The following is a 25782-nucleotide window of genomic DNA, read 5'->3' as shown; positions in this document are numbered from 1 at the left end:
ACTCCATCACTCCAATGAAGCAATATTATAAGACGATGGCGTCTTTGACAGGATTGGTCTTAAGATACTCCAGCCGGTTTAGGCCGTTTACATATGCTTTGGCGCTAGCAGTGATGATATCGGGATCCGCTCCGCGACCCAGCGCCAGAAGGCCATTTTCTCTCAACCGAACGGTTACTTCCCCTTGAGCGTCGGTGCCGCCGGTCAGGGCACTGACCGAAAAGCGTAACAGCTCCGATGCCGTTCCGGCAAGCTTTCCGATGGTATTGAAGGCCGCGTCAATAGGACCGTTTCCGTAACCGGCACCTTGTACCGGACGACCGTTTATATCAAGCTTGACACTGGCCATGGGCAGTACCGTCGTGCCTGCTGTCACGTGCAGATATTCCAATTTAAAAATATCGGCCGTCCGCAAGATTCCCTCAGTCACGATGACTTCAAGATCTTCGTCGACGACGTGCTTTTTCTTATCCGCCAATTCTTTAAATCGGGTAAATACCAGGTTGATCTCTTCATCGGACAGGTCATAGCCCATGTTTTTTAGACGTGAGCGCAATGCATGTCGACCGGAATGCTTGCCCAGAACAAGTTTGTTGGTACTCAAACCGATTGTTTCCGGTTTCATGATTTCATAGGTCATGGGATTTTTCAATACACCGTCCTGGTGGATCCCTGCCTCGTGGGCAAAGGCATTGGCACCGACAATGGCCTTGTTGGGTTGCACGATGATACCGGTAATCATGCTCACCAACCGGCTGGTGGGGTGAATGTATTCCGTTTCAATGGAGGTGGTCAGCCCCAAAGAATTGTTGCGGGTGACCAGCGACATGACGACCTCTTCAAGAGACGTGTTGCCCGCCCGCTCGCCAATTCCATTGATGGTTACCTCCGCCTGGCGGGCGCCGGCGGTAATGGCTGAAAGTGTATTGGCCGTTGCCAGCCCCAGGTCATTATGGCAGTGCACACTGAGTATGGCTTTACCGATATTGGGCGTGTGAGTGTTGACATAACTGACCAGGTCTGAAAATTCCTGCGGGATGGCGTAGCCGACCGTATCTGGCAAATTCACCGTTGTGGCGCCGGCTTCGATAACGGCTTCAAATACCCTGCAAAGAAAATCGCGATCGCTGCGGGAGCCGTCTTCAGCCGAAAATTCGATATTATCGGTCAACGTGCGGGCATATTTGACCGCCTCCACTGCAGCTTTGACAACTTCGTCGCGGGACATCTTTAGCTTGTATTCCAGGTGAATGTCAGAGGTGGCAATGAAGGTGTGGATCCGGGGTTTGGCTGCATGGCGGATAGCCTGCCAAGCGCGGTCAATATCGTCTTTGGAAGTGCGCGCCAGCGCTGCCACTTCTGTCCTTTCCAGTTTACCGGCAATTCGCGATACCGCTTCGAGATCGCCTTCGGACGCGGCCGGAAAACCGGCTTCAAGAATATTGACGCCCAGTTTTTCCAATTGCGTCGCAATTCGCAATTTCTCAGCTGTATTCATGCTGGCCCCTGGGCTTTGCTCACCGTCTCTGAGGGTCGTGTCAAATATCAATACTTGATCATTCATTTTTTGTTACTCCCTGTGGCTTAATCATTTGTTAAATAGTTATTCCTATGGCATATCGCGCAGTCACTTTGGTTGCTTGACCACTTAACGCTTTATCCCAAACGCAGGGAGCATCGGCCGCAGGTACGCAACCATGGGTTGGCCTGCGGCATTGATTCCTTTCATTGTTTTCAATTGAAGTCTCCTTTTCGGATTTAAACTGAGTTTTCGATTCGGGCCCGCTGCGCATTGGCGAGTTTGAATTGAAAACTGTCCGCCAGCGCTTGCCAGCTGGCTTCAATAATGTCTTCTGATACGCCCATTGTGCTCCAGATTTCGTTTTGATCTCTCGATTCGATTAGCACGCGGACCTTGGCGGCCGTACCGCGGGTGCCATCAATGACCCGTACCTTGAAATCGACCAAGCGCATGGTATCCAGATCGGGATAAAATTTATCCAGCGCTTTTCTTAATGCATTGTCAAGGGCACTGACAGGCCCGTATCCCTCACCGGCTGTAATTTCTTTTTTACCGTTGACGCTGATTTTTATCGTCGCGTGCGCAGAGCAGGGTTGGTCTTTGTCCTTTTCGATGGTAACCCGGAAAGATTCAAGCTCAAAATGCGGATGGAATTGATCGGTAAATTTTTCCAAAAGGATTTTAAATGAGCCATCCGCTGAATCAAATTGGTAGCCCTCCTGTTCTAGCTGTTTGACCTCAGTGGCAATTTTGCGGCTATCAAACCCGTTTTTGCCGAGTTCGACGCCCAGCTCTTTGGCCTTGTATTCGACGTTGCTTTTACCGGCAAGATCGGATACCAGCACCCGGCGTTTGTTGCCGACAGTTGCGGGATCCATGTGTTCATAAGCACGCGGCGTTTTCATTATGGCGCTGACGTGGATACCGCCTTTATGCGCAAAAGCGCTCTTTCCGACAAATGGCCGCGAATTGAGCGGCACCAGATTGGCCGTGTCACTGACATAGCGGGAAAGATTTTTAAGTTTTTTTAGATTGTCGGCCGAAATACTCCCACGCCCCATTTTAACTTCCAAAATTGGAATGATCGACGTTAAATCGGCATTGCCGCATCTTTCGCCATAACCATTGATGGTCCCGTGGACCATGACGGCACCTTGGTGGACGGCACTTATCGAATTTGCCACCGCCATATTGCAGTCATTATGACAGTGGATTCCAAGTTTAATGGCTTGATGTTGAGACGAATCGGCACCGTCGTTTTTTAGTTTTGCGCCCAATGTATTTATGATTTTTTCCAACTCATAAGGCAACGTTCCTCCGTTGGTATCACATAAGACAATAAAATCGGCGCCACCGTCTAAGGCCGCCTGTAAGGATTTTAAGGCGTATTCCTCATTGTTCTTATAGCCGTCGAAAAAATGCTCCGCATCATAGACCACTTCACGATTATGCTGTTTTAAAAATGCAACGCTGTCGTTAATCATGGCCAGGTTTTCCGACAATGTGTTACCCATTATTTGTTCGACATGCAGATCCCAGCTTTTACCAAAAACTGTCACCGTCGGCGTTTCTGTTTTTAACAGTGCGTTGAGATTCGGGTCTTCACCCGGGCTGATACCGGGTTTGCGGGTCGAACCAAAGGCTGCCAGTCGCGCCTGTGTAAAATTGACTCTTTTGGCCAAATCAAAGAAAGCAACATCCCTGGGATTCGAGCCGGGCCAGCCGCCTTCAATGTAATGAATGCCGAAATCATCCAGACGCATGGCGATATTCAGTTTTTCTTCTGCAGAAAAGGTGACGTTTTCTCCCTGAGTTCCATCTCTCAAAGTGGTATCGTACAAGAAGATCGGGTCCATTGGGGTTCTCCAAAACATGATGGCTCAAGACCAAAGGCGTCAGACTCAAGGCAAAGGAACGATTTAAATTTGCGGGTTTTGAACCACTGCCTTGCGCCATAAGCCGTGCGCCTTGCGCCCGATTTATTTTCTGCGGTTTTCGGGTCTGAGTGAGCGGACCACCGCACCGGCCTGCCACATCTCTGAGTCTCTGATAGCTGCCAGTTCTTGATCGAGCTTTTCGCGATAGTCTGGCGCACTGTTGGCTTCCAGTACCCGTTTGGTTTCTGCGCCGGATATGACGCGATCATACAGCTGATCAAAAACCGGAGCGACGGCATCACGAAATTTCGGTGCCCAGTCCAAAGCCCCGCGTTGAGCAGTGGTGGAGCAACTGGCAAACATCCAGTCCATGCCGTTTGCAGCCACCAGACGAATGAGGCTCTGGGTTAATTCTTCGACGGTCTCATTGAATGCTTCACTTGGGCTGTGCCCATGTTTGCGTAACAGCGCGTACTGGGCTTCCATAACACCTGACAGGCACCCGATCAGCACTCCGCGTTCGCCGGTTAAATCGCTGTACACTTCATTGGCAAAGGTGGTTGGGAACAGGTAACCGGAGCCGATCGCAATTCCGAGGGCAATGGTTTTTTCCCGCGCATTGCCGGTATAATCCTGATGAATGGCAAAACTCGAGTTAATACCGCTGCCATCCAGAAAATTGCTCCTGACAGTCCGTCCGGATCCTTTGGGCGCCACCATAACCACATCCACATTTGGCGGAGCAATCACACCGGTTTGTTCATGGTACACAATTGAAAAACCATGCGAAAAATAAAGCATGTTGCCGTCTGCCAGGCATTCCTTTATCTGCGGCCAAAGGGCCTTTTGGCCGGCATCTGACAGCAGGTATTGAATAACGGTTGCTTGCTTTGCGGCTTCCGTCAATGGAAAAAGTGTTTTGCCTGCTACAAAACCATCTGCCACCGCCCGGTCCCAGGAGTTGCTGTTTTCTCGCTGACCGACGATCACATTAATCCCGTTGTCTCTCATGTTCAACGCCTGACCGGGGCCCTGGACACCGTACCCCAATACCGCTACGACATCATTGGCAAGAACTTCACGGGCTTTTTGCAGCGGAAACTCCTCATCCGTGATCACTTCTTCTGTGGTTCCACCAAAATTAAATTGTGCCATTCGTCATCTCCTTTTTTCAGTCACGCATTTATACTTCTAAATAATGATTCATTCGAACCTTTTATTTATAAAACTACTTGGGTTCTCGATACAGCGCCAATGTTCCGCTGCGTGCAATTTTTTTTATGCCCATTGGTTTGAGCAGGTTGATCAATGCTCTTAATTTGCCCTCATCTCCAGTGACCTCGATAATATAATGCTCTGTGCCGACATCAATTACTTTGCAACGAAAGATATCGACAATTCGCAGAATTTCGGCTCGCAAATCCGGTTTCGCCCTCACGCAAATCAATGCCATTTCGCGTTTGACTGCTTTGGGGCCGGTCATATCACGTAGCTTTACGACATTGATTAGCTTTCTGAGCTGTTTCTCAATTTGTTCGATCACCGGCGGATTGGCCTTGGTCACAATTGTAATTCTGGAAATCTGTGGGTCCATGGTGGGTGCCGTACACAGGCTTTCGATATTAAAGCCCTTGCCACTGAAAAGACCGGCCACTCTTGACAGCACCCCCGGTTGATTATCGACCAGCATTGTCATGGTATGTTTGGTTTCATCCATCGTTATGTTCCTAATCGAGCTGTATTCATTATTAAACTGCAGTTAAGCGCTAGCGGTCATTTGTTGTTCCAATAACCAATAACGAATAACCAACTTATACCAGCAGCATCTCTGTAATGGGTGCACCGGCGGGCACCATGGGGTAAACACTTTCTTCACGATCGACTTTAAAATCCATAATGACCGGACCGGGGACTGAAAGGCCCTCCTTGAGCACCGTTTCGACTTCCTGCGGTTTTGTTGCCCTTAATCCGACTGCTCCATACGCTTCGGCAAGTTTGACAAAATCAGGTGCGCAATCCATGCCCGTGCACGCATAGCGCCTTCCGTAAAACAGCTCTTGCCATTGGCGCACCATCCCGAGATAGGCATTATTGAGAATGACCACTTTGACCGGAAGGCCGCTTTGGACGGCAGTCGCCATTTCCTGAATGTTCATCTGGATGCTGCCGTCGCCGGCAATATCAATGACCAACTTATCCGGGCATGCCATTTGGGCGCCAATAGCTGCCGGCAGCCCGAAGCCCATGCAGCCAAGACCGCCGGAAGTAATAAAATGGTTGGGCTGATCAAAATGATAATATTGTGCTGCCCACATCTGGTTTTGGCCCACTTCGGTCGTTATGATCGCTTCGCCTTTGGTCAGCTCATACAGTTTTTCAACCACAAACTGTGGTTTGAGGGTATCTTCCTGCTTATAGGCCAGGGGTTTGGTGTTTTTCCATTCTTCAATTTGGGCCAGCCACTCCTGGCGATTCTGTTCGACCTCACCTAGATCGCTTTCCTTGACAAGTTGATTGAGGTGCTCCAGGCTGATTTTGCAGTCCCCGACAATTGGGATGGTCACCGGAATATTTTTGCGAATAGAGGTGGGATCAATATCAATATGAACAATTTTAGCCTGTGCGGCAAATGCGTCTGTTTTTCCGGTAACGCGGTCATCAAATCGGACGCCGATTGAAATCAAAAGATCGCAGGCGCCGGTACTCATATTGGCGCGATAAGTGCCGTGCATACCGATCATTCCAAGCCATAACGGATCTGTTCCGGGAAATGTTCCCAGCCCCATCAGAGATGTGGTTACCGGAATACGGGTGGTGCGAGCAAATTGAGTCAATTCGGCTGCCGCTCCAGAAAGGATAGCCCCACCGCCTGCGAAAATAACAGGTCGCTGCGATGCGTTGATGAGATCAACCACTTTTTTTAACTGTTTCATGTTCGGTTCGTAGGTCGGGTTGTAGGATTTCATCCGGACCTCTTTAATGGGTTGATAATCAATTACGGTCTTGGTCACATCTTTGGGAATATCGACCAACACAGGCCCTGGACGGCCTGAGCGCGCCAGGTAAAATGCTTCTTTAACGATTCGGGGAAATGCTTCGGCTGATGGTACGAGGTAATTATGTTTGGTACATGGACGCGTGATACCCACGATATCGACTTCCTGGAAGGCATCATTGCCAATCAATTGAGTCGGCACCTGGCCTGTTAAAACAACCATGGGGATTGAGTCCATATAAGCTGAGGCAATTCCGGTAACCGTGTTGGTTGCACCCGGACCGGAGGTTACCAGGCAAACCCCAACCTTGTTTCCGGCCCGTGCATAACCGTCAGCTGCATGGACTGCTCCCTGCTCATGCCTGACAAGGATATGCCGGATATCGGTTTTATCCAGTTCATCATAAATATCTATGACAGCGCCTCCGGGGAATCCGAAGATGGTGTCGACCCCCTCTTCTTTCAATACTTCCATCAATACTTGAGCACCGGTCAATTTCATTTTTTTACCCCTTTAAATTCATGGTTCCAAAGCAGTATTTAGCCTTTTGCGGTTAAAACCAAGGAAGTCAATAAAAAAACCGTTATCAGTTTTGGCTGATAACGGTTTTTGTTTTTTCTATTTTAGCAGAATCAGGCCATTATCAACCCTTTGCTCCCCAGCAGCTAATAATAATGCCGCTGACGAGTACCAGAATAAGGTTAATTAGGCTGTTAATGGCGATGATGTTGTTCATTGTCTTTTGATATGATAAAGTTTATGCTGCTACTGTGTAGCAGGATGCCATAGGATTGTCAAGGCTTTTTAAAGATAGGCCTTATAGTCGCAATCCTTGGATAGGCAAGTTAGAAAAGTGCCTTCTTTTTTGGTGGTTTTTTCAAGTAATATTTTGGCATCGCATTGCGGGCATGTTTTGGCAACCGGCTTGTCCCAGGTAGCAAATTCACATTTGGGAAACTGACTACAGCCGTAAAACAGTTTGCCGCGTCTTGAACGTCTTTCAACAATTTCCCCTTCACAATTATCTTCAGGACACTTGATCCCGGTTTTTTGGTTGGCACCATTGGAATTAAGTGACTGGGTGTTTTTGCAATCCGGATATGCGCTGCAGGCCAAAAATTCTCCATAGCGGCCCCGTTTGACCACCATTGGGTTTCCGCATTTATCGCACTGCTTGTCCACAACCTCTTCGCTATTGGTTTCAATAGTCTGGATGTTTCCACGTTCATCTCGCAGGTAATCCCTGGAGTAGTCGCAATCCGGATATCCGCTGCAAGCCAGAAAATGGCCGTGTTTACCCACTTTAATATTCAGCGGTTTGCCGCAATCCGGGCAATTGAGCCCTGTGGGCAGCCCCACGCCTTTAACGCTGAGCATTTCTTCAGATGCCGTATCCAGTTCCTTCTTGAAAGGATCATAAAATTGGGCCAATATTTTGGCCAGCTCCACCTCTGAAGATTCGACACGGTCCAGATTTTCTTCCATGCGGGCGGTAAATTCTACATCAATGATATCCGGAAAATTTTCTACCAGCAGATCGTTGACGATAAATCCGAGCTCAGTCGGCCGAAAATACCTGTTGTGCAGGTCAGCATATTCTTTTATGCGAATGGTCGATAGAATGCTGGCATACGTACTGGGGCGGCCAATCCCGTTTTCCTCAAGCTCTTTTACCAAAGACGCTTCAGAGAATCTAGGCGGCGGTTGGGTAAAATGCTGCTTAGGCTCCAGTTGCAGCAGTTTTAAGCGCATGCCCTCTGTCAGTGCTGGCAAAACTGGTTTCTTATTCTTGTCTTTTTCGGCACGTTCATCCGCAACCGACATATAAAGCGCCATAAAGCCAGGGAATTTAATGGTGGACCCACTGGCTGAAAAAGAATACGGGCCGGCCGCGATGGTTACCGAAACCTGGTTAATCAGCGCTTGCTTCATCTGTGAAGCGACAAACCGTTGCCAAATGAGACGATATAAAGCCAGTTGATCCTTTGACAGATAGGAGGCCATCTTTTCAGGCGTGTTCGTGACCGCCGTTGGCCGGATGGCTTCATGTGCATCTTGTGCCTTTTGGCGGTTTTTAAAAAACCGCGGTTTATCCATTGCGTATTCAGCACCAAATTTTTCCCGGATAACATTTAAGGCTTCATCAGCAGCCTCCTTGGCAATGCGGGTTGAATCGGTACGCATATACGTAATCAGACCCACGGGTTCGCCAGGGCCCAGCTCAATACCTTCGTAAAGTTGCTGAGCAATCAGCATGGTCTTTTTGGCGGAGAATCGCAGTTTTCGTATCGCATCCTGTTGCAGTTTGCTGGTTGTAAACGGGGGTAGCGGGTTTTTGCGGATCGTTTTTTCGGCTATTTTTTTGACAACGAACTTCTCGCCTTCAAGCTGCTCTAAAATCGAGTTGGCCGCGGCTTCATCGGGTATTTTGATCTTGTCATCATTTTTTTTGGCCAATTTGGCCGTAAACGGTGGCGGGGACTCACCTTCAAGGTGAGCGGTGATCGACCAATATTCCTGTGGCTCAAAGGCCTGGATAGCGCGCTCTCTTTCGCAAAGGATGCGCACGGCAACGGATTGAACGCGTCCGGCGCTCAAACCGCCTTTGACTTTGCGCCATAGCAAGGGTGAGATATGGTACCCGACGAGGCGATCGAGGATCCGGCGTGCCTGTTGGGCTTCATATTTGGGTCGATCAAGCGCTTCAGGTGATGCCATTGCTTTGTTAATGGCATCTTTGGTTAATTCGTGAAAAAGAACGCGATAAAATTTTCGATTCTTTTTTTTAAGCACCTCTGAGGCATGCCATGCAATCGCTTCCCCTTCACGATCCGGATCCGGTGCCAAGTATATATCATCCGCATCACCGGCAGCTTGCTTTAATTCTTTGATGACTTTTTGTTTGCCGGGGATGTTTTTGTATTCGGGTTTAAAACCGTTTTCGATATCGATCCCCATCTCTTTGTTCGGCAGATCCTTAATGTGGCCGACAGTTGCCGCTACATTATAATTTTTACCCAGATACTTTTTAATCGTTCTGACTTTGGTTGGCGATTCCACAACTACAAGCGGTTTGGTCACGATCTCTCCTTGTACTCAATCCCATATCTGTAGGTTGCCAGCGGTTAAGGATTGGTTGCCCAATTAAGATTGGGTCGAATGTCTCGGTGAAGATGGAACCCCATTTCCCATTGTTTAAGGTTTGGGCTCCGAAATAGCAAAAAGCTTGCCCGGTAGCTGTTGCACCATACCTTTAAGTTCTAATTGCAACAACAGGCTGAGCAGTTTGCCCGGTTCAATGCTTGTTTTGCGGACAATGGCATCGATATGCTCCGGATAAGGGCCGAGAATCTTATACAGCTCCATTTCTTCAGGTGCCAGTGAGGCTATCATTTCGGTGATAGCATTTGGTTTGGGTTGCGCCGGCTTTGGCGCTGGCGCCAGATACGCTGTGAGTTCCTCAAGAACGTCTTGGGCGTTTTCTACCAATTTTGCGCCCTGTTTGATCAGGGTATGGGTACCGGTGCTCTTAAACGAGTGGATACTTCCCGGGACGGCAAAAACCTCTCTGTTTTGTTCGGCTGCAAGCCGCGCCGTGATCAATGACCCACTTTTACGAGAGGCCTCAACAACGACAGTCCCCAAACTCATTCCGCTGATGATCCGGTTGCGAATTGGAAAATTATGCGGTTCAGGTTTTGTGTCCAATGCAAATTCTGTAATGACTGCACCTGTTTCCGATATGCGTTTGAACAGTCTCCGGTTTTCAGCCGGATATATGTGGTTGAAACCACTGCCCAGTACAGCAACGGTTGTGCCTTTTCCCGCCAGAGCGCCCTGGTGGGCAGCTGTATCAATTCCCAATGCCATACCGCTAACGATCGATAAATCAAATGCCGTCAGATCTGCACACAGTTTCTGTGTGGCCGAGATGCCGTATGCGGTTGCATGACGCGAGCCGACGACAGCAATGTTTTTGTGCGTGCCTTCAAGGTTGCCGCAGACATACAGAAGTGGCGGCGGATCCGGAATTTCCCTTAGCAACGACGGATAGGACGCATCTGTTAAGCAGACCACCGTGTAACCTTTTTGGCGAATGCGATCAAGCTCTGCCGCAATCCATTCGGGTGCTTTGAATTTCAGAATAGCCGATGCCAGATGCTGTGATATACCCTCAACTTCCAAAAGCGTTTGCGCGGTCGTCTGGAAAACACGCTGCGGTGATCCGAACCTTTCTATCAAGCGCTTGAACAAGTGGTTGCCGATGCCGGAAACCTGTTTTAGACAAAGCCACGGTAGAAGTTTATCCATCTCGTTAAAAACCCCCTGTGAAAGGGGGAATGGTCAGGCGCAGGCTAATGGTCATATTTCTGGTTTAATTTTAAAGTCTGTTCATCTCAATGTCAATTCGATATTCCGCTGTTATATGGATTGCCAAGAATAACTGTCGGTTTTGGATGGTGATAAATGCCACTGGGTGTTGTTCATTTCTTTTTGCTGCGCCCCTGCCAGGCCAGTAAAATTGGGCTTGCGACATAAACAGATGAATACGTGCCCACCAGAACACCGATGATCAGCGCGAACGCAAAATCGTGAATGATACCTCCGCCGAGGACAAATAAGGTTACGACGACCATAAGGGTTGTCAGTGAGGTTAAAATTGTCCTGCTCAGCGTTTCGTTAATGGATCGATTGACGATAAATGCCAGCGGCTTTTTGTGGAATTTTTTCAGGTTTTCACGGATGCGGTCAAATACGATAATCGTATCATTTAGCGAGTATCCGACGATGGTCAACAGCGCAGCGATAATCGGCAGCGTGAATTCCTTGTCGAATATCGAAAAGATCCCAACGGTAATAATTACATCGTGCATCAAGGCGACGATAGCGCCCATAGCGTATTTGAGCTCAAGAAACCAGAAAACCACAAGCGTAACGATTAGGGCGGCACCGATTAAAAATGGGATGCTGACGTTAAACAGATCGAAAAGATAAACGGCTCCTATCAGGGCGGCTGCAACCACTCCGCTCAATATCCATTTCAGTTCGAATCGTCCGGATATGTAGATGGTGATAAACAGCAAGGCATAAAAAATGGCAAACAATGCTTTTTCGCGTAAGTCTTTTCCCACCTGGGGACCCACCATTTCTACCCGTCGAATTTCCACTTCTTTTTGAGTTGAATCTGCCAGCGCTTTTTTCAAATCTGAGCTGAAACCTTCACCGCTGCCGTAGGAAATTTCTGTTCGGATGAGAAATTCATTGTCAATATCTTGGCCGAATTGCTGCACAGATGACTTGCCCAGACCAATTGTATTCAGACCGGTTTGAATATCATCAATTTGAACTGGTGAGGTAAATTTGATCTGCACCAGGGTGCCACCGGCAAAATCAATACCGAGTCTGGGGCCGCCGTGAAAGATCAGCGATAAAAGGCTTATGGCAACACAGGCAATAGACAGAAAAAAGGCGATCTTTTTTTTGCCGATGAAATCAACGTTAATGTCAGGTTTTATGAACCGCATGGCGCTGTCTCTTTCAATATTTGCATTGCGCCTAAAGCGCGCTGCTGTCTTGATCGTTATGGGTTATGCGTAAATCACGTCATTTGCGCATAGGCATTGAATCTGGTGGCCTCACAGAATGAATCGTTGAGCTGCTTGAACGAAATATCGTGTCAAATACTTAATGTCTTTACTTTGCGTCCAGCCAATATGGTGTCAAATATCAAACGCGACAGCACCAGGGCTGTGAACATACTGGCGATGACACCCAAACTCAGGGTTACCGCAAATCCTTTGACCGGTCCAGTTCCGAATTGGAACAGGACGACGGCGGCAATCAAGGTGGTTACATTGGCATCGAGAATCGTCAAGGTGGCGCGGTTAAAGCCGGCGTCAATTGCAGCCCGGGGTGTTCGCCCCAATGCCAATTCTTCCCGGATGCGCTCAAATATGATCACATTGGCATCCACCGCCATGCCGATCGTCAAAATAATACCGGCAATTCCCGGGAGCGTTAAGGTTGCGCCGGCTGCCGCCAGACCGGCTGCAATCAAAACAATGTTCAATACCAGCGCTACATCAGCAATCAACCCGGCGCCCTTATAATACAGAATCATAAAAAAGATCACCAAAATGCCGCCGATTAACATGGAAATCAGCCCTTTACGAATAGAGTCCGCTCCAAGCGATGGACCCACCGTGCGTTCTTCCAATATGTTTACCGGTGCCGGAAGCGCACCCGCCCGCAGCACAATGGCGAGATCTTTGGCTTCTTCCAGACTAAAGTTGCCTGTTATGCGTGCCTGACCGCCGGCAATCTTTTCTTGAATGACGGGCGCTGAAGCCACAGTGTCATCAAGAACAATGGCCAATCTTTTATTAACGTTTTCACCGGTGATGCGTTCAAAATCGCGGGCACCTTTTTTATCAAAATTGATGGACACAAAAGGAATGTTAAATTGATCAAAATCCACCCGCGCATTGGTCAGATTGGCACCGGTCAAAAGCGTTCGTTTTTTGAGCAGCAAGGGGACTTTTGTGACGGCACCGGTTTCGGTATCTGTTTCCACGCGATAGAGAATTTGTCTGCCGGGGGGGACACTGCCCTTTAAGGCCGTATTGACATCCTGGGTGTCATCCACCAGTTTAAATTCCAGAAGCGCGGTCCTGCCGATCAAATCTTTAGCCCGGTCCGCATCTCGAATGCCCGGCAGTTGGATTAAAATGCGTCTTTGTCCCTGACGGCGGATATCGGGCTCGGCCACACCAAATTGGTCTATGCGGTTGCGGATGGTCTCCAACGCCTGATCGACCGCCAGCTTTTCAACATTTTCGGCTTCAGCAGGCGGCAGCTGCAGCACGATTTGGGTTTGGCCGCCTTCTGACTTTTGAGAACTTTTGAGTGGATCAAATTCTTCTTCAATCAGGGTGTTAAATTTATCAGCAATCTGGGGGTCTTTAATGCTGGCGGTAATTTTATTTCCTTCTGTGCGGTCCAATGAGACACCGCGAAGCCGCTCATTGCGAAGCTGGTCTCGAATTTCTTGTGTAATGCGTTCAACTTGACCATCGACAGCCTTGGCGGTGTCAACTTCCAGCACCAAGTGCATCCCTCCCTGAAGGTCCAGCCCAAGATTTATCTGTTTGTGAGGCCATAAATCCGGCGCCAAGGTTGGCAGCACATATATGATCGCCGCAACAATGACCGCAAACACCAAAACCACTTTCCATGAAAAATTTTTCAATGGTGATTTCCTCATTTGTTTAGCACTGCTTTTGGCTTACTGCGGCACATGTGCTTTGGCAAGCTTGCCGCGGGCAGCGCAATTGACTCCGCTGAATAGACAAATGGCTGAATTGCTAAACAGCCATTTCCAGCAAGGCGTTTAACGATTCAACCATTTAAGATGTCCTCAATCGCATTTAAAAATAATCCACTGCGAAATTTGCGGTTATTTTTTTTCCGGTTGCGGCTGTGAAGACGGCTGAAACATTGCTGATACATTGGAGCGCGCAACTTTAACTCTGACTTTGTCCGCTATTTCCAGAGTTAACGTCGTATCATCAATTCCCGTAATTCGACCGTGCAGTCCTCCGCTCGTAATAATCCGGTCTCCTTTTTTTAAGCTGGATATCATACTGCGGTGCTCTTTTTGTCTTTTTTGCTGGGGTCGGATTAACAAAAAATAAAAAATAACGAACATCAGGATGATCGGGATAAACCCGCCAAATCCGGCAGCACCCTCTCCGCCAGCTCCTCCACCCATTGCATAAGCGATATCAATCAAAATAATACCTCCTCTAATTGCGATACAATCCAGTCCATTGTAATTTTAGTCTTGACCCTTGTTTCATGCGTCAATGGCTTTGCAAACCACTGATCTGGATACTATCAAATTTAGAGCAATTTTTAAGGATTGCAAGTTGATGGTTCCAATAAAAAGCGGTCAATCGATAAATTGAGCCACCAGATACAGCAATATACCAAGGCTGTCAATATCGAACTTATTTGCGCTAGGGCTTCTTGTGGTCTTGATAGATAATCTTGCTATCTCCGGGGGTCATTGATAGGTCACCTTCAATGTTGACACTCAGATTGCGGCGTTCTTCCAGTTCAGCGATTTCTTTACGTTTTTTATTCAATAGATAAGCAGCTACATCCACGGGCACGATCCCTAAAACAGCGGTAATACCCGGTTTAAGCGTTTCTAAACTGAGTTTTCGAAGAAACCCAACGGCCAGTGTCTCTGTTGAGGCGACCAGGCCCTTACCTTTACAATGGCGACAGGGATGGTAACTGCCAAATTCAATCGAAGGCCGGATTCGCTGGCGGGACATTTCCAACAATCCGAATCTTGAAATTTTACCAACCTTTGTCTTGGCTTTGTCTTCGCTGACAAAACGTCGCAGATGGCGTTCCACTTCGGAGCGATTCTTGGGCTCGCGCATATCAATAAAATCAATGACGATCAGGCCACCCAGATCTCTTAGCCGTAATTGTCGGGCAGCCTCTTCAGCCGCCTCGCGATTGGTCAAGAAGGCAGTTTTCTCAATCGAGCGTTCATGGGTGGATTTGCCAGAGTTGACATCAATGGATACCAGCGCTTCGGTTTGTTCGATGACGATAGATCCACCCGATTTCAGATTGATACGGCTTTCGAAAATGGGTGCGATCTGGTTCTCGATGCCAAATTGGGTAAAAATCGGTTTGGCCCCTTTATACAATTTAACGATTTTGTGGTGTTTGCGAGAAATTATTTTAATAAAATCTTTGACTTCCTGAAACACTGAAGGGTCATCAATTAGAATTTCGGTCACTTCTGGCGTGAAGTAATCGCGAATGGACCTTAAAACCAGATGCGTTTCGCGATAGAGTAGGGCAGGGGCAGTTTCCTTCATTACACTTTTTTTTATGGTTTTCCAAAGCCGCAGCAAATACCTTAAATCGCGAGCCAAAAGGGTTTTGGTACAATTGATCCCAACGGTGCGCACAATGAGACCGAAGTCTTCGGGGATTTTTAATTTATCCAACAGGTCTTTGAGGCGATTGCGCTCATCTTCATCAGCAATCTTACGTGAGATGCCGTGTTTGTCGTTTCCGGGCATAAGGACCAAATATCGGCCAGCCAGGGATACATATGTTGTCAACATGGCGCCTTTTTTCATGAAGGGTTCTTTGGTGACCTGAACCATGACTTCTTGTCCGCGGCGGACCAGTTTTTCAATCGAGTGATCACCGTCCTCACTTTCATGAAAATAGTCACTGTGAATCTCATGGCGTTGCAAGAAACCGTGCCGCTCGGCGCCGTAATCTACAAAGACCGCCTGCAGGCTGGGTTCTATTCGGGAAATAATTCCTTTGTATATGTTATTCTGGGTAATTTCCTGGGCAGCGCTTTCAACATAAAACTCTTCCAGTTTATTTGCTTTTACTGCAGCGACCCGGCATTCCTCCGGATCAATGGCGTTAATGAGTATTTTGATTCCCATAAAGATAAAGCCTTTTAATATCTAACATCGATTGAATATCTAAAACTCACGCGAAGCCTACAAGCCGGGTCGGCTTTGAAATAATGGAATGATGGTTTGATAACATTTCAGTTCGCACGAATCTTTTATCGAGCGTATTGCCTGAATATGCAATTGTCAATGACAAGTCAAACGATTTCTGTTTGTTGGATTGGATACACAAGGGGTTTATCACCAGACAAAGGCAAGCGTTTTCGGGACCCACGATAAGGCTGAGTTGACGGACTATCTTGCTATTGTTATCATTTTGTGGCAAGGAAGACCTCGGTACTTTTTGCTGAACAAGAATCCAGGCTGGTAGAGGTAGAGGCAATGAACCCGAAATACGATCCGCATCATATCGAACCCAAATGGCAGGCTTATTGGGAGTCCAATCAGCTGTTTAAGGTGACAGAAGATCCGGCTAAGGAGAAATATTATCTGTTGGAAATGTTTCCGTATCCTTCCGGGCAAATCCATATCGGACATGTGCGCAACTATACCATCGGTGATGTCGTTGCCCGTTATAAAAGGATGCGCGGTTTTAATGTTTTGCATCCCATGGGCTGGGATGCATTCGGCATGCCGGCTGAAAATGCGGCGATTGCCAACAATACCCACCCCGCCAAATGGACATATGCCAACATCGATGCCATGCGTGCGCAGTTGAAAAAATTAGGCTTCTCTTACGACTGGGACCGAGAGATCGCCACTTGCCGACCCGAATATTATCGCTGGGAGCAGTGGCTGTTTCTCAAGATGTATGCCAATGGAATGGCCTACCGCAAAGAGTCCTTTGTCAATTGGTGTCAATCGTGCCAGACGGTTCTGGCTAACGAACAGGTTGAAGCTGGCATGTGCTGGCGCTGCGGGGAGGCGGTGCGGCAAAAAAAATTAGCGCAATGGTTTTTTAAAACCACCGATTATGCGGATGATTTACTGACCTATTCAGATCAATTGCCCGGATGGCCGGAAAAAGTCATCACCATGCAGAAGAATTGGATTGGCAAAAGCTACGGCGCTGAAATACGCTTCAAAGTTGACAATCAGGATATCGTCATCCCGGTATTTACCACCCGCCACGATACGGTTTTTGGTGCGACTTTCATGTGTCTGGCACCGGAGCATCCGTTGACGCTGCAGCTGGCAAGCGGCACACCCCAGGAAACGCCTGTGAGGGAATTTGTCGAGCGGATGTCGCTGCAAGACCGTTCCGACAGAGCCTTAGAGGAGTATGAAAAAGAAGGGGTTTTTCTCGGGGCCTATTGTATCAATCCTTTAAACGGTGCCCGTATGCCGATTTATACGGCCAATTTTGCCCTGATGGAATATGGGACCGGTGCGGTGATGGCAGTCCCTGCTCATGATCAACGCGATTTTGATTTTGCCAAAAAATACGACTTGGACATCGTGCTGGTTGTCAATCCTTCGGATCAAAACTTGGCAGCAGATGGTCTCACTGAAGCTTACACCGGTGACGGCATCATGGTGAATTCCGGTGAATTTGACGGCTTGGACAATAGAGCGGCAATGGATAGAATTGCTGCTTATCTGGAAAAAAATAACCTGGGACAAAAAGAAGTCAGTTTCCGACTGCGCGATTGGGGTATTTCCAGGCAACGCTATTGGGGCGCCCCGATTCCAATTATCCATTGTGGCACTTGTGGCGTCGTTCCGGTACCAGATTCAGATCTTCCGGTCAAACTGCCGGAAGACGTTGAACTGCTCGAAGGCGGCAAATCTCCGTTGCCCGAGCTGGATGCATTTGTAAAGACGAAGTGCCCCCAGTGCGGTGATCTGAATGCGCGCCGCGAAACCGACACGATGGATACCTTTGTCGAATCGTCCTGGTATTTTGACCGCTACTGTAGCCCGAATTTTGATACCGGCATGTTTGACAAAGCAGCAGTAGATTACTGGATGCCGGTGGATCAATATATCGGCGGTGTTGAGCATGCGATTTTGCATCTGCTATATTCGCGCTATTACACTCGTGTTTTGAACGATCAGGGACTGGTCGGTTTTAAAGAACCTTTTACGCGGCTGCTGACTCAGGGAATGGTTTGCAAAGAAACGGTTTCCTGCCAGCGGCATGGCTATCTGCTTCCAAACGAAATCAAAGTCACAGATGGCCAACGGTTTTGCACCCAGTGTGATCAGCCGGTTGTAGTGGGCCGGGTTGAAAAGATGTCCAAATCAAAAAAGAATGTGATTGACCCGAACATTCTTCTGGAAAAATACGGCGCCGACACCACCCGTTTCTTTTGTTTGTTTGCGGCACCGCCGGAGCGGGATCTGGAATGGAGCGAACAAGGCGTTGAAGGCGGCTATCGATTTTTAAACCGCGTATGGCGCTTGACTGCAACGTGGATGGATCGCGTTAATGATATTGCTGCATACAATGGGCCGCCCGATGCGCTGAAAGGGCCCGTCAAGTCGCTTTACCAAAAAACGCATCAAGCCATCATGAAAGTCACGCGTGATATTGAGGACCGTTTCCATTTTAATACCGCTATCAGTGCCGTTATGGAGCTTTTTAATATGATGTCGGCCATTGACAAAGCCGAAGAAGATCCACAAGCCGTTGCGGTCATGCGGTTGGCAATTGAATCAGTGACGCTGCTGATGGCACCCATTGTTCCTCATTTTGCTGAAGAGTTGTGGCATTCACTGGGCAAGACGTCCAGTGTATTGCTTGCCCCGTGGCCTACTTATCTGGATGCGGCACTTGAAAAAGATGAAGTATTAATTGTCATCCAGGTAAACGGCAAATTGCGCAGTAAATTCTCGGTGGCGACCGACACACCGGAAGAAAAAATCAAAAAGCAGGCACTGGAAGACCCGCGCGTTGCAAAATTCACCGAGGGCCAGACGGTCAAAAAGGTGATTTATGTGAAGGATAAATTGGTTAATATTGTTGTCTAAGGTTCAAGAGTTCAGGGTTCAGAGGTTCAGGGTTGTACATTTCAGTAACTGGCTGCTGGCATCTTGCAGCTGGCTGTCAGTAATTGATCACTAGCGCATGGCCAGTGGCGAGAAGCTATAAGCCAGTGGCCGAAAAAACAAAAAAGTTTAACCTCTGAACGTTGAACCTATGAACCTTGGAACTTCTCACAGGAGATGAATTTGAAAATATGCAAGCTAAGCCTAATCGCCATCCTAACGGCAGTGTTATGCTGGGCTTGCGGTTATCGGTTTGCGGATCAGGGCGGTTTCCCCGGCGATAACGAGCGTCTGTTCGTAATGGTTTTGGAAAATCAAACCCAGGAAACCGGCGTGGAAAACATCATTACTGCCGAACTGTTAGATGAACTGACCTTGCGCAAAACCTATTATCTGGCCAATGGAACGACAGATGCCGATGTGGTCCTCAGCGGCGTGGTTAAAGGCGTCCACACAAGGACCATCTCCGTAAATCAACCCACCGTCGCAAATGAGAGGCGCGTGACCGTACTCATTGATTTAAGATTGACCGACACCGATGGTAACATTGTGTGGGCGGCAAGAGAGATATCGGATTTTGAAGCCTATCTGGTAGACCTGGATCCGGAAATTACCGATGCAAATCGGCGCACGGCGATAAAGGTACTGTCAAGACGCATCGCCGAAAAAGTCGTTAATCGATTCAGCGATGATTTCTGAGGCGGGATTCAGCCCGGCAATCCCTAAAATATGACAATCGTATTGACCAGTTTGGATAGGCGAGAGACCTTGCGGGCAGCCGTTTTTTTGTGGATGACACCTTTTTTAACGGCTTTGTCGATTAACGCTTGAGCCGCATTCATTTTGGCCATGGCATCTTCTTTGGAACCTTCAGCAGAAGCCAGGCGAACATCTTTGGTGATATGCTTTATTCTGGATTTAACCGCTTTATTGCGAAGGCGCCGTTTCTCGTTTTGACGGGCGCGTTTTTCAGCTGATTTATGATTTGCCAAGTTTTTTACTCCTTTTTTCCATAAATTCCTGAATCGAACTCTAACGAAAGGTACAATAAACGATATTACCTATAAAACACAAATCCGAATGTCAAGCGATTTTCTTCGAAATCAGCCATGTCTGAAAAATCCCAGGTGATTAAAGCCGCCGGCGTCGTCGGATCTGCGACCTTACTGAGCCGTATCCTGGGATTTGTTCGTGATGCGGTCATTGCCTGGTATTTCGGTGCCGGTCAAAATTCAGATGCTTTTATCGCTGCGTTTAGAATACCCAATCTGCTTAGAAAGCTTTTGGGGGAAGGCTCGATCAGTAATGCTTTCGTGCCGGTCCTAACGGATTACCTGGCCATTGACGGCAAAGATGAAGCCTTTCGACTGGCACGTTCCGCCCTCTGGTTGATGTCCGTTATTCTGGTGGTGATTTCACTGGGTGGCATCCTCATGGCACCGCTTATCGTCAAAATGGTTGCCCCTGGTTTCATAGACGCTCCCGACAAATTGTCCCTTACCATCACCCTAACCCGCATCATGTTTCCTTACATTTTCTTTATCGGCCTGGTCGCTCTGTGTATGGGGATTCTAAATGTATTCGGACACTTTGCCGCACCTGCACTCGCACCGGTTTTGTTGAATCTGGCGATTATTTTCTCGGTCTTTTTTTTGTGCCCCCATCTGAGCACGCCCGTGTTGGGGCTGGCCATCGGGGTCCTCATTGGTGGGTTGCTACAGTTGACGCTGCAGTTGCCCGCTATGGCAGGCAGGGGATTTCGTTTTTGGCAGAAAACAAAACTTTTTCATCCGGGTTTAAAAAAAATAAGTCGGCTCATTCCACCGATCATACTCGGCGGTGCCGTATACCAGATCAATGTTCTGGTTGGTACGTTGCTGGGGTCGTTTCTGGTGGAGGGCAGTATAACCGTTTTATACTTTGCCGATCGTCTGGTTCAATTTCCTCTGGGTATATTCGCGATTGCTGCGGCCACAGCGGTTTTGCCGAGTCTCTCCCGTCAGGCCGCCTTGGAAGATTTTGCGGGTTTAAAAGACACTTTTGGTTATGCCGTCAGGATGACGCTGTTTATGACCATTCCGTCAATGGTAGGACTCATCATCCTGCGAGAACCGATTATAATGGTCTTGTTTCAAAGAGGTGAATTCAGCTCGCAGGCCACGCTGTTGACTGCTCAGGCACTTTTGTACTATGCTATAGGTCTGTGGGCCTTTTCGGCTGTGCGAATTGTGGCCGCAACCTTTTTCGCGCTTAAAGACACCCGCACACCGATGATCGTGGCAATGGTTTCCATTTTGGCCAATATGGTGCTTGGCGTCGTTTTGATGAAGCCGCTCAGCCATGCAGGGCTTGCGCTGGCGACATCGCTGGCCTCGGTATTAAACCTCATGCTGCTGGTAATGGCGCTGCGCAAAAAACTAGGCTCACTGGGATGGCGACGCCTTGCGCAATCTGCATTGAAAACACTGGGGTGCGCTGTTGTCATGGGAGCCGTCGTCTGGGGTGCATCAACGCTGATTATTCCGACCGAAGGGGCGGCTTTCATTGAATTACTGGTGGGACTGCTGGGCTGTGTGATGGTCGGGCTGGCGGTTTTCGGTACCTGTTCGTACGGTATCAAAAGCCCTGAATTTGCCAGCATGCTTGCTGAACTAAAAAAGGGCATAAACCGGAAATGACCAAAAAACAAAGCATCCTTATCACCATTGCTGTTGCGCTAATGTTTTCAATGCTGTTTTTTATCATCTTTGGTGAGCATGGCTTCATCGATTTAAACACTTTAAGGGATGAAAAAGTTCAGCTTCAGGAAAGAAACGAACAGCTGACGGATCAGAACCTCTCGTTGAGTGTCGAAATTGATCGACTCAAGCATGATCCGCATTACATCGAAAATGTGGCCCGTCAAGAACTGGGTATGGTGGGTGAGAATGAACTGATTCTAAAACCCCGGCACATGCCCAAACCCTGAATAGCGCATTTTGCGCCTTTTGCTGTTCACGGATCAGGATGAACAATGGGAAAAGAACCTGAATTCTATACCGCCACAATGGCTCAGGTATATTCTGAACAAGGGCACTGGGAAAAGGCTGCTGAAATTTATCGCCATTTACTGGTGCAAGAACCTGATCGTGATGATTATCTGGCGGCGCTGGCGCGGGTAGAGAAAAAGGTGAAGCAAAGCCATAATGATTCGCTTGAAGATTTAGGCGCTTTGTTTCACCAATGGTTTGACCTGATGCTCAAATATAGTAATTTACAAAAACTTCGCAACTTGAATCGTTAACCGCACTGCCTCGATTGCAACGAGCCTGCCGTCTTTTACTTGCCATAAACCGCATTATTCAGCCGGCCTACCCGTATGTTACTCTTTTTTCTCTGCTTCCTTTTTTGGATAAAAAATAGCCTTGACCCGTTGCTGTGGGGGGCTTTCAACCTTCATCTGCCCGGTTTTTCGATCGAGGGTGATCTTGGATCCGGTTAAGATATTTTTGTCGCTCTTGATGCTGGAATTTTCTCCTGTAAATACGACAACTTGTGTTTGCATGTCGTATTCGGCGCGATCGGATTTAGCTGTAAATCGATCCGTTGACACCTGAACATTGCCGTTGGCGATGATGCGCTTTACAGATTGCCGATCAGCGCTTTGATCTTCGGCACCCGCTGCTGCTGATTGGTAATATATTCTGAGGCGATCGGAGGTAATCACAAAGGACCCCTGGCTGGCACGAACATCACCGCTAAACTCTGCAAATTTTTCCGCATCGTTGGTAACCAATTGGTCTGCGACAATCTGAATCTCAGCCTCGCTGGCATTTGCGCTACGATTGGACGACGGCTCCTCGGCCACCACTATGGATGATAATAGCAGCGGTGTCAGGACGGTAAACACGACGTTAAGGATCCAAACCCGGTAAGCTGCAGCCCGGAAGATTTGAGGTGTTTTCATGATTTCCTCTCATTGGATAAAATTTGATTGGGTGTTGTCAAACCGGGTGCTTTGCGCCCGATTCCACCGCGTTGTTTTCACCGATTAAGCCACCCGCTTTGTGGGTGGTCGGTGACTCAAGTTCCAGGGTCAACCGGCCCGACTGAATCATTTGATAATTCTAAGTCGATGGGTTTGCCTCAATCGAAGCCATAGCTCTTTAATGATGACGGCAGCAACATCATCCTCATTGTGTAACGGATAGTCTACATATGGTAAACAGGATTCAACCAGTTCTTCATTGCCGGACCATAGACCAAATTGATCCAGTATATATCTTCCGATATTGGCATTGAGGTTAATCAATTCGTCTGCTGCCATATTGGCGATCGTGATCTTTTCTTTCAAGGGCAGTTCGTTGATCAATAACTGGATGGCCTCGTCAATTGTTTTTGGCTTAACTGCGACGCCGCGGTTTCTTCTCTGATAGCTTGCAGCCTCGTTTTGAGCGCTATTCATCATTTGCAAGTAATAGACACTTTCGATTAAATTGAACACAGCCTTATAAATTTTTTCATCTTTGCTGGCGCGGGGGCCGGCCACATTGAGTGTCTCTATCTGATGATCCTCGAGCCAGGAACGTATTTGGGTTGCGGCCTGAAAGGCAGGGGTTTTGTTTAAGTCGATATGCAACCAGGGGCGTTTGTGCTGAATGGCCTTTTTGCGGGTGTAGTCTGAACCATCGCTTAAAGGGCCATGACTGATGATCAATGTACCGCTTGAATCGATCACATTCTGCTCAGTTCTTTGCGGGTAACTGCTGCTGGACATTTCTGATAAATTATACTTGTCCGGCAGGGGACCTGCTTCGGTCAAGCGGCCTTTTGGAATTTGTCCGCCGTGGGGAATGCCCAATTTGATGGCGGCATCAAGAGCCGCCTGATCTGCTCCCGTCTGACCACCTGAGATAATCTTCCGAATCATGTTGATTTAATCTTCAATATGTCCCGTTTTTTGGTATTCCCGCTGAATTCGTTTGAGCATATTGAAGAGCTCATCCTTGGAAAAAATACCTTTTTCAATCAACAGCTGGGCGATGGCATCCAGTTGCATCGAATTGGCCATCAGAAGATCTTGTATGGTTGCGATTTCATTTGTCTCCGTTTCTTCTGTCGCAACGATACTGCCTTCCTCCAGAACCTTTCTTCTATCTTTGCCGCTGCGTCTTTCCGGTCCATCATGCGGTGCGATAATCCATCTGCGGTCTAATCCAGAGCGCCTGTTTTTATCATCTACAGAACTCGGCTTTTTGGCTTTGGCCATAGGATAAACTCCTTTATTAATTGAAGTTTAAAAGACTAAACGCAAATTTATTTGCTATATCAAATTTAAAGACAGGATTCAGCGCTTAAAAGATGAATGCTATATAGTACAATTGTCCAGATGGGTCAAAGAAATAAACACAAATTGTCGTTTCCGGCCTGAATCGTCCTCCAGGAGCCATGAATTGTCGTTTTCTGGCTTAACGTGTTAGAAAGCCTATGGTTCTTCTTCTGAAGAAAAATGGGTCATATTTTTGGAATTGACCTTTCATTGGCAGAATAAGAATAGCTGAACCTTGTTTTTGCCAATGTGGCCACACTGGGGCCGTCGTCGGTTTTTCCTCTTTTGGCTGGCGGCGGCATATTTGAACGCTCTTTGAAAATTTAAGAGGCAGGGTCGCATAGGCCCTGCCTCTATTCCATTCCTTATTATTAATATATAACGCGTATCACAGGTTTTTGGATGGATTCAAAAGTGTGGAAATGTTGGAGAAATCGCAACTCTTAGAAGCTTGAGATAATTTGTTTTTATGATAGATATATGAAATTAGAATTTAGCTACGCTCACTCTGGAAATCCCGCTTTGCGCATGGCGTCGAGAAACTTATTAAATAAGGCTTTATCCACCTTACAACGAGGTTTGGGGAACATACCCACGGTAATATAGGGTGCTAACTCCATGCATTTTGCGGCCGATACACGAGCCTCCTCATCCCGGCCCAAAAAAATATATATAATGGCCAAATCAAAATGACACCAAGGGGACTCCGGGGCGCGCTGAAGGGCCTTTTTAAATTCTTTTAGTGCATTTTCATACTGCCCCTTTTTTCTGTAAGCTCTGCCCAAAGTCTGATAGTATCGGGCAGCTTGTTTTTCATAAAATTCCGGTGGCACATAGCTAAGTGAACTATGGGGCCTGACCTGGTTGTAATGTTTTCGCAACTGATCAAGGACCTGAGCGGCATCGTCCAGATTCAGAAAACAACGATGGTTCAGGCAACTATCCCTGAATCTGCCATTGAATGATTCAACAAAAGCATTTTGATTAGGCTTGCCCGGCTGAATAAAATGTAATTTCACACCCGTTTTGCCCATAATGCTCACGTCAAACAGAATTAAAATTTAAACACCTATTTATTTAACTCACAATGTCAATTCATAACCTATTGATATTTATTAAATATAATGGATAAAAGTAGGTCCGTCTCGGAACTGTTGCTCAGGAATGCCTAAAACAAAACTACCGATATGAGAATATTACAACTTTGGCAATTTTACAGATATCAAACGGATATCACACGAGTTTTCAAATTGTGCATTACAATGGCAAATATAATAAAATTTGGTCTATTTGAAATTGTAGACTTCGTGCCTGAGTCGAAAAACTAAAGGATCTGGAAATGTGTTAGATGTGATGATGTACGGTGCAAATTATTACGATTGTAGGTACATAGCCGAAACCTAAAATCCAGCCAAAATGTGGGATGCGTAATCTAATATAAACTCTCAGATAGGATCAAAAATGGTGGAATTTTTACCTGTGATATAAAATGAATATCACAAGTTTTTCGGAGGATAAAAACCTTTGATATGTTGGAGAAATCGCATATTTTTATGCAGTCCCGTAAAATAATAGGCACCCAAGTTTTACCAATAGGCTTCTGCGTCTTTTGTGGTATGAATCT

The 25782-nt window shown here is 47.4% G+C and carries 21 protein-coding genes; 5 read left to right on the top strand and 16 right to left on the bottom strand.

The features are described from left to right. Positions 1-25: 25 nt before the first annotated feature. From QNJ26_19255 to QNJ26_19205, 11 genes are all read right to left on the bottom strand, one after another. Positions 26-1564: a 2-isopropylmalate synthase gene (locus QNJ26_19255; GenBank protein ID MDJ0987687.1), complete on the bottom strand. Its 1539-nt coding sequence runs from the start codon at positions 1562-1564 to the stop codon at positions 26-28. A gap of 194 nt (positions 1565-1758) precedes the next feature. Continuing rightward, the gene (gene cimA / locus QNJ26_19250; protein MDJ0987686.1) at positions 1759-3378 is read right to left on the bottom strand and encodes a citramalate synthase; all 1620 of its coding nucleotides are present in this window, start codon (positions 3376-3378) and stop codon (positions 1759-1761) included. Positions 3379-3501: 123 nt separating this feature from the next. Continuing rightward, the gene (gene ilvC / locus QNJ26_19245; protein ID MDJ0987685.1) at positions 3502-4554 is read right to left on the bottom strand and encodes a ketol-acid reductoisomerase; all 1053 of its coding nucleotides are present in this window, start codon (positions 4552-4554) and stop codon (positions 3502-3504) included. A 73-nt stretch (positions 4555-4627) separates the two neighbouring features. After that, entirely contained in the window at positions 4628-5116 is a 489-nt protein-coding gene (ilvN, locus tag QNJ26_19240) for an acetolactate synthase small subunit (GenBank protein MDJ0987684.1), read from the bottom strand. 94 nt (positions 5117-5210) lie between these two features. Next, on the bottom strand, positions 5211-6896 hold the full coding sequence (gene ilvB, locus QNJ26_19235; protein MDJ0987683.1) for a biosynthetic-type acetolactate synthase large subunit: 1686 nt from the start codon (positions 6894-6896) through the stop codon (positions 5211-5213). 303 nt (positions 6897-7199) lie between these two features. Next, positions 7200-9476 carry a type I DNA topoisomerase gene (gene topA / locus QNJ26_19230; protein MDJ0987682.1) on the bottom strand — a complete coding sequence of 759 codons (2277 nt, stop codon included), beginning with the start codon at positions 9474-9476 and terminating at the stop codon, positions 7200-7202. Positions 9477-9590: 114 nt separating this feature from the next. Then, positions 9591-10706 (bottom strand): DNA-processing protein DprA, encoded by a 1116-nt coding sequence (gene dprA, locus QNJ26_19225; protein ID MDJ0987681.1) that lies wholly within the window; start codon positions 10704-10706, stop codon positions 9591-9593. Between the two features lie 173 nt (positions 10707-10879). Beyond that, on the bottom strand, positions 10880-11920 hold the full coding sequence (gene secF / locus QNJ26_19220; protein MDJ0987680.1) for a protein translocase subunit SecF: 1041 nt from the start codon (positions 11918-11920) through the stop codon (positions 10880-10882). Positions 11921-12072: 152 nt separating this feature from the next. Further along, positions 12073-13644 (bottom strand): protein translocase subunit SecD, encoded by a 1572-nt coding sequence (gene secD, locus QNJ26_19215; protein MDJ0987679.1) that lies wholly within the window; start codon positions 13642-13644, stop codon positions 12073-12075. Positions 13645-13851: 207 nt separating this feature from the next. Then, the gene (gene yajC, locus QNJ26_19210) at positions 13852-14187 is read right to left on the bottom strand and encodes a preprotein translocase subunit YajC (GenBank protein MDJ0987678.1); all 336 of its coding nucleotides are present in this window, start codon (positions 14185-14187) and stop codon (positions 13852-13854) included. A 226-nt stretch (positions 14188-14413) separates the two neighbouring features. Then, entirely contained in the window at positions 14414-15889 is a 1476-nt protein-coding gene (locus QNJ26_19205) for a ribonuclease E/G (protein MDJ0987677.1), read from the bottom strand. 351 nt (positions 15890-16240) lie between these two features. Between QNJ26_19205 and leuS the strand changes: the two genes are divergently transcribed. Then, positions 16241-18832, top strand: coding sequence for a leucine--tRNA ligase (gene leuS / locus QNJ26_19200; GenBank protein ID MDJ0987676.1), 2592 nt, complete (start codon positions 16241-16243; stop codon positions 18830-18832). A gap of 201 nt (positions 18833-19033) precedes the next feature. Further along, entirely contained in the window at positions 19034-19549 is a 516-nt protein-coding gene (gene lptE, locus QNJ26_19195) for an LPS assembly lipoprotein LptE (GenBank protein MDJ0987675.1), read from the top strand. A 23-nt stretch (positions 19550-19572) separates the two neighbouring features. Here lptE and rpsT read toward each other — a convergent pair whose 3' ends face one another. Further along, on the bottom strand, positions 19573-19842 hold the full coding sequence (gene rpsT, locus QNJ26_19190) for a 30S ribosomal protein S20 (protein MDJ0987674.1): 270 nt from the start codon (positions 19840-19842) through the stop codon (positions 19573-19575). Positions 19843-19959: 117 nt separating this feature from the next. Here rpsT and murJ point away from each other — a divergent pair, with 117 nt between their 5' ends. From murJ to QNJ26_19175, 3 genes are read left to right on the top strand one after another with little or no spacing between them, the layout of a single operon-like run. Next, on the top strand, positions 19960-21528 hold the full coding sequence (gene murJ / locus QNJ26_19185) for a murein biosynthesis integral membrane protein MurJ (GenBank protein MDJ0987673.1): 1569 nt from the start codon (positions 19960-19962) through the stop codon (positions 21526-21528). Beyond that, on the top strand, positions 21525-21818 hold the full coding sequence (locus tag QNJ26_19180) for a septum formation initiator family protein (GenBank protein ID MDJ0987672.1): 294 nt from the start codon (positions 21525-21527) through the stop codon (positions 21816-21818). Before murJ ends, QNJ26_19180 begins: the two co-directional genes overlap by 4 nt. 45 nt (positions 21819-21863) lie before the next feature. Continuing rightward, on the top strand, positions 21864-22133 hold the full coding sequence (locus QNJ26_19175; protein ID MDJ0987671.1) for a tetratricopeptide repeat protein: 270 nt from the start codon (positions 21864-21866) through the stop codon (positions 22131-22133). Between the two features lie 78 nt (positions 22134-22211). On the opposite strand, the gene lptA is transcribed toward QNJ26_19175, so the two are convergent. The 4 genes from lptA to QNJ26_19155 form a co-directional block, all read right to left on the bottom strand. Continuing rightward, entirely contained in the window at positions 22212-22796 is a 585-nt protein-coding gene (gene lptA / locus QNJ26_19170; GenBank protein ID MDJ0987670.1) for a lipopolysaccharide transport periplasmic protein LptA, read from the bottom strand. Between the two features lie 147 nt (positions 22797-22943). After that, positions 22944-23759: a putative molybdenum carrier protein gene (locus QNJ26_19165; GenBank protein MDJ0987669.1), complete on the bottom strand. Its 816-nt coding sequence runs from the start codon at positions 23757-23759 to the stop codon at positions 22944-22946. Between the two features lie 6 nt (positions 23760-23765). Next, the gene (locus tag QNJ26_19160) at positions 23766-24098 is read right to left on the bottom strand and encodes a hypothetical protein (GenBank protein ID MDJ0987668.1); all 333 of its coding nucleotides are present in this window, start codon (positions 24096-24098) and stop codon (positions 23766-23768) included. Between the two features lie 563 nt (positions 24099-24661). Then, positions 24662-25192 carry an integrase core domain-containing protein gene (locus QNJ26_19155; protein ID MDJ0987667.1) on the bottom strand — a complete coding sequence of 177 codons (531 nt, stop codon included), beginning with the start codon at positions 25190-25192 and terminating at the stop codon, positions 24662-24664. Between the last annotated feature and the right edge of the window lie 590 nt (positions 25193-25782).

This window comes from Desulfobacterales bacterium (assembly GCA_030066985.1).
GTDB lineage: Bacteria > Desulfobacterota > Desulfobacteria > Desulfobacterales > JAHEIW01 > JAHEIW01.
Note: the sequence above shows the minus strand (reverse complement) of the source record. Positions and strands in the feature narration are given on the sequence as shown.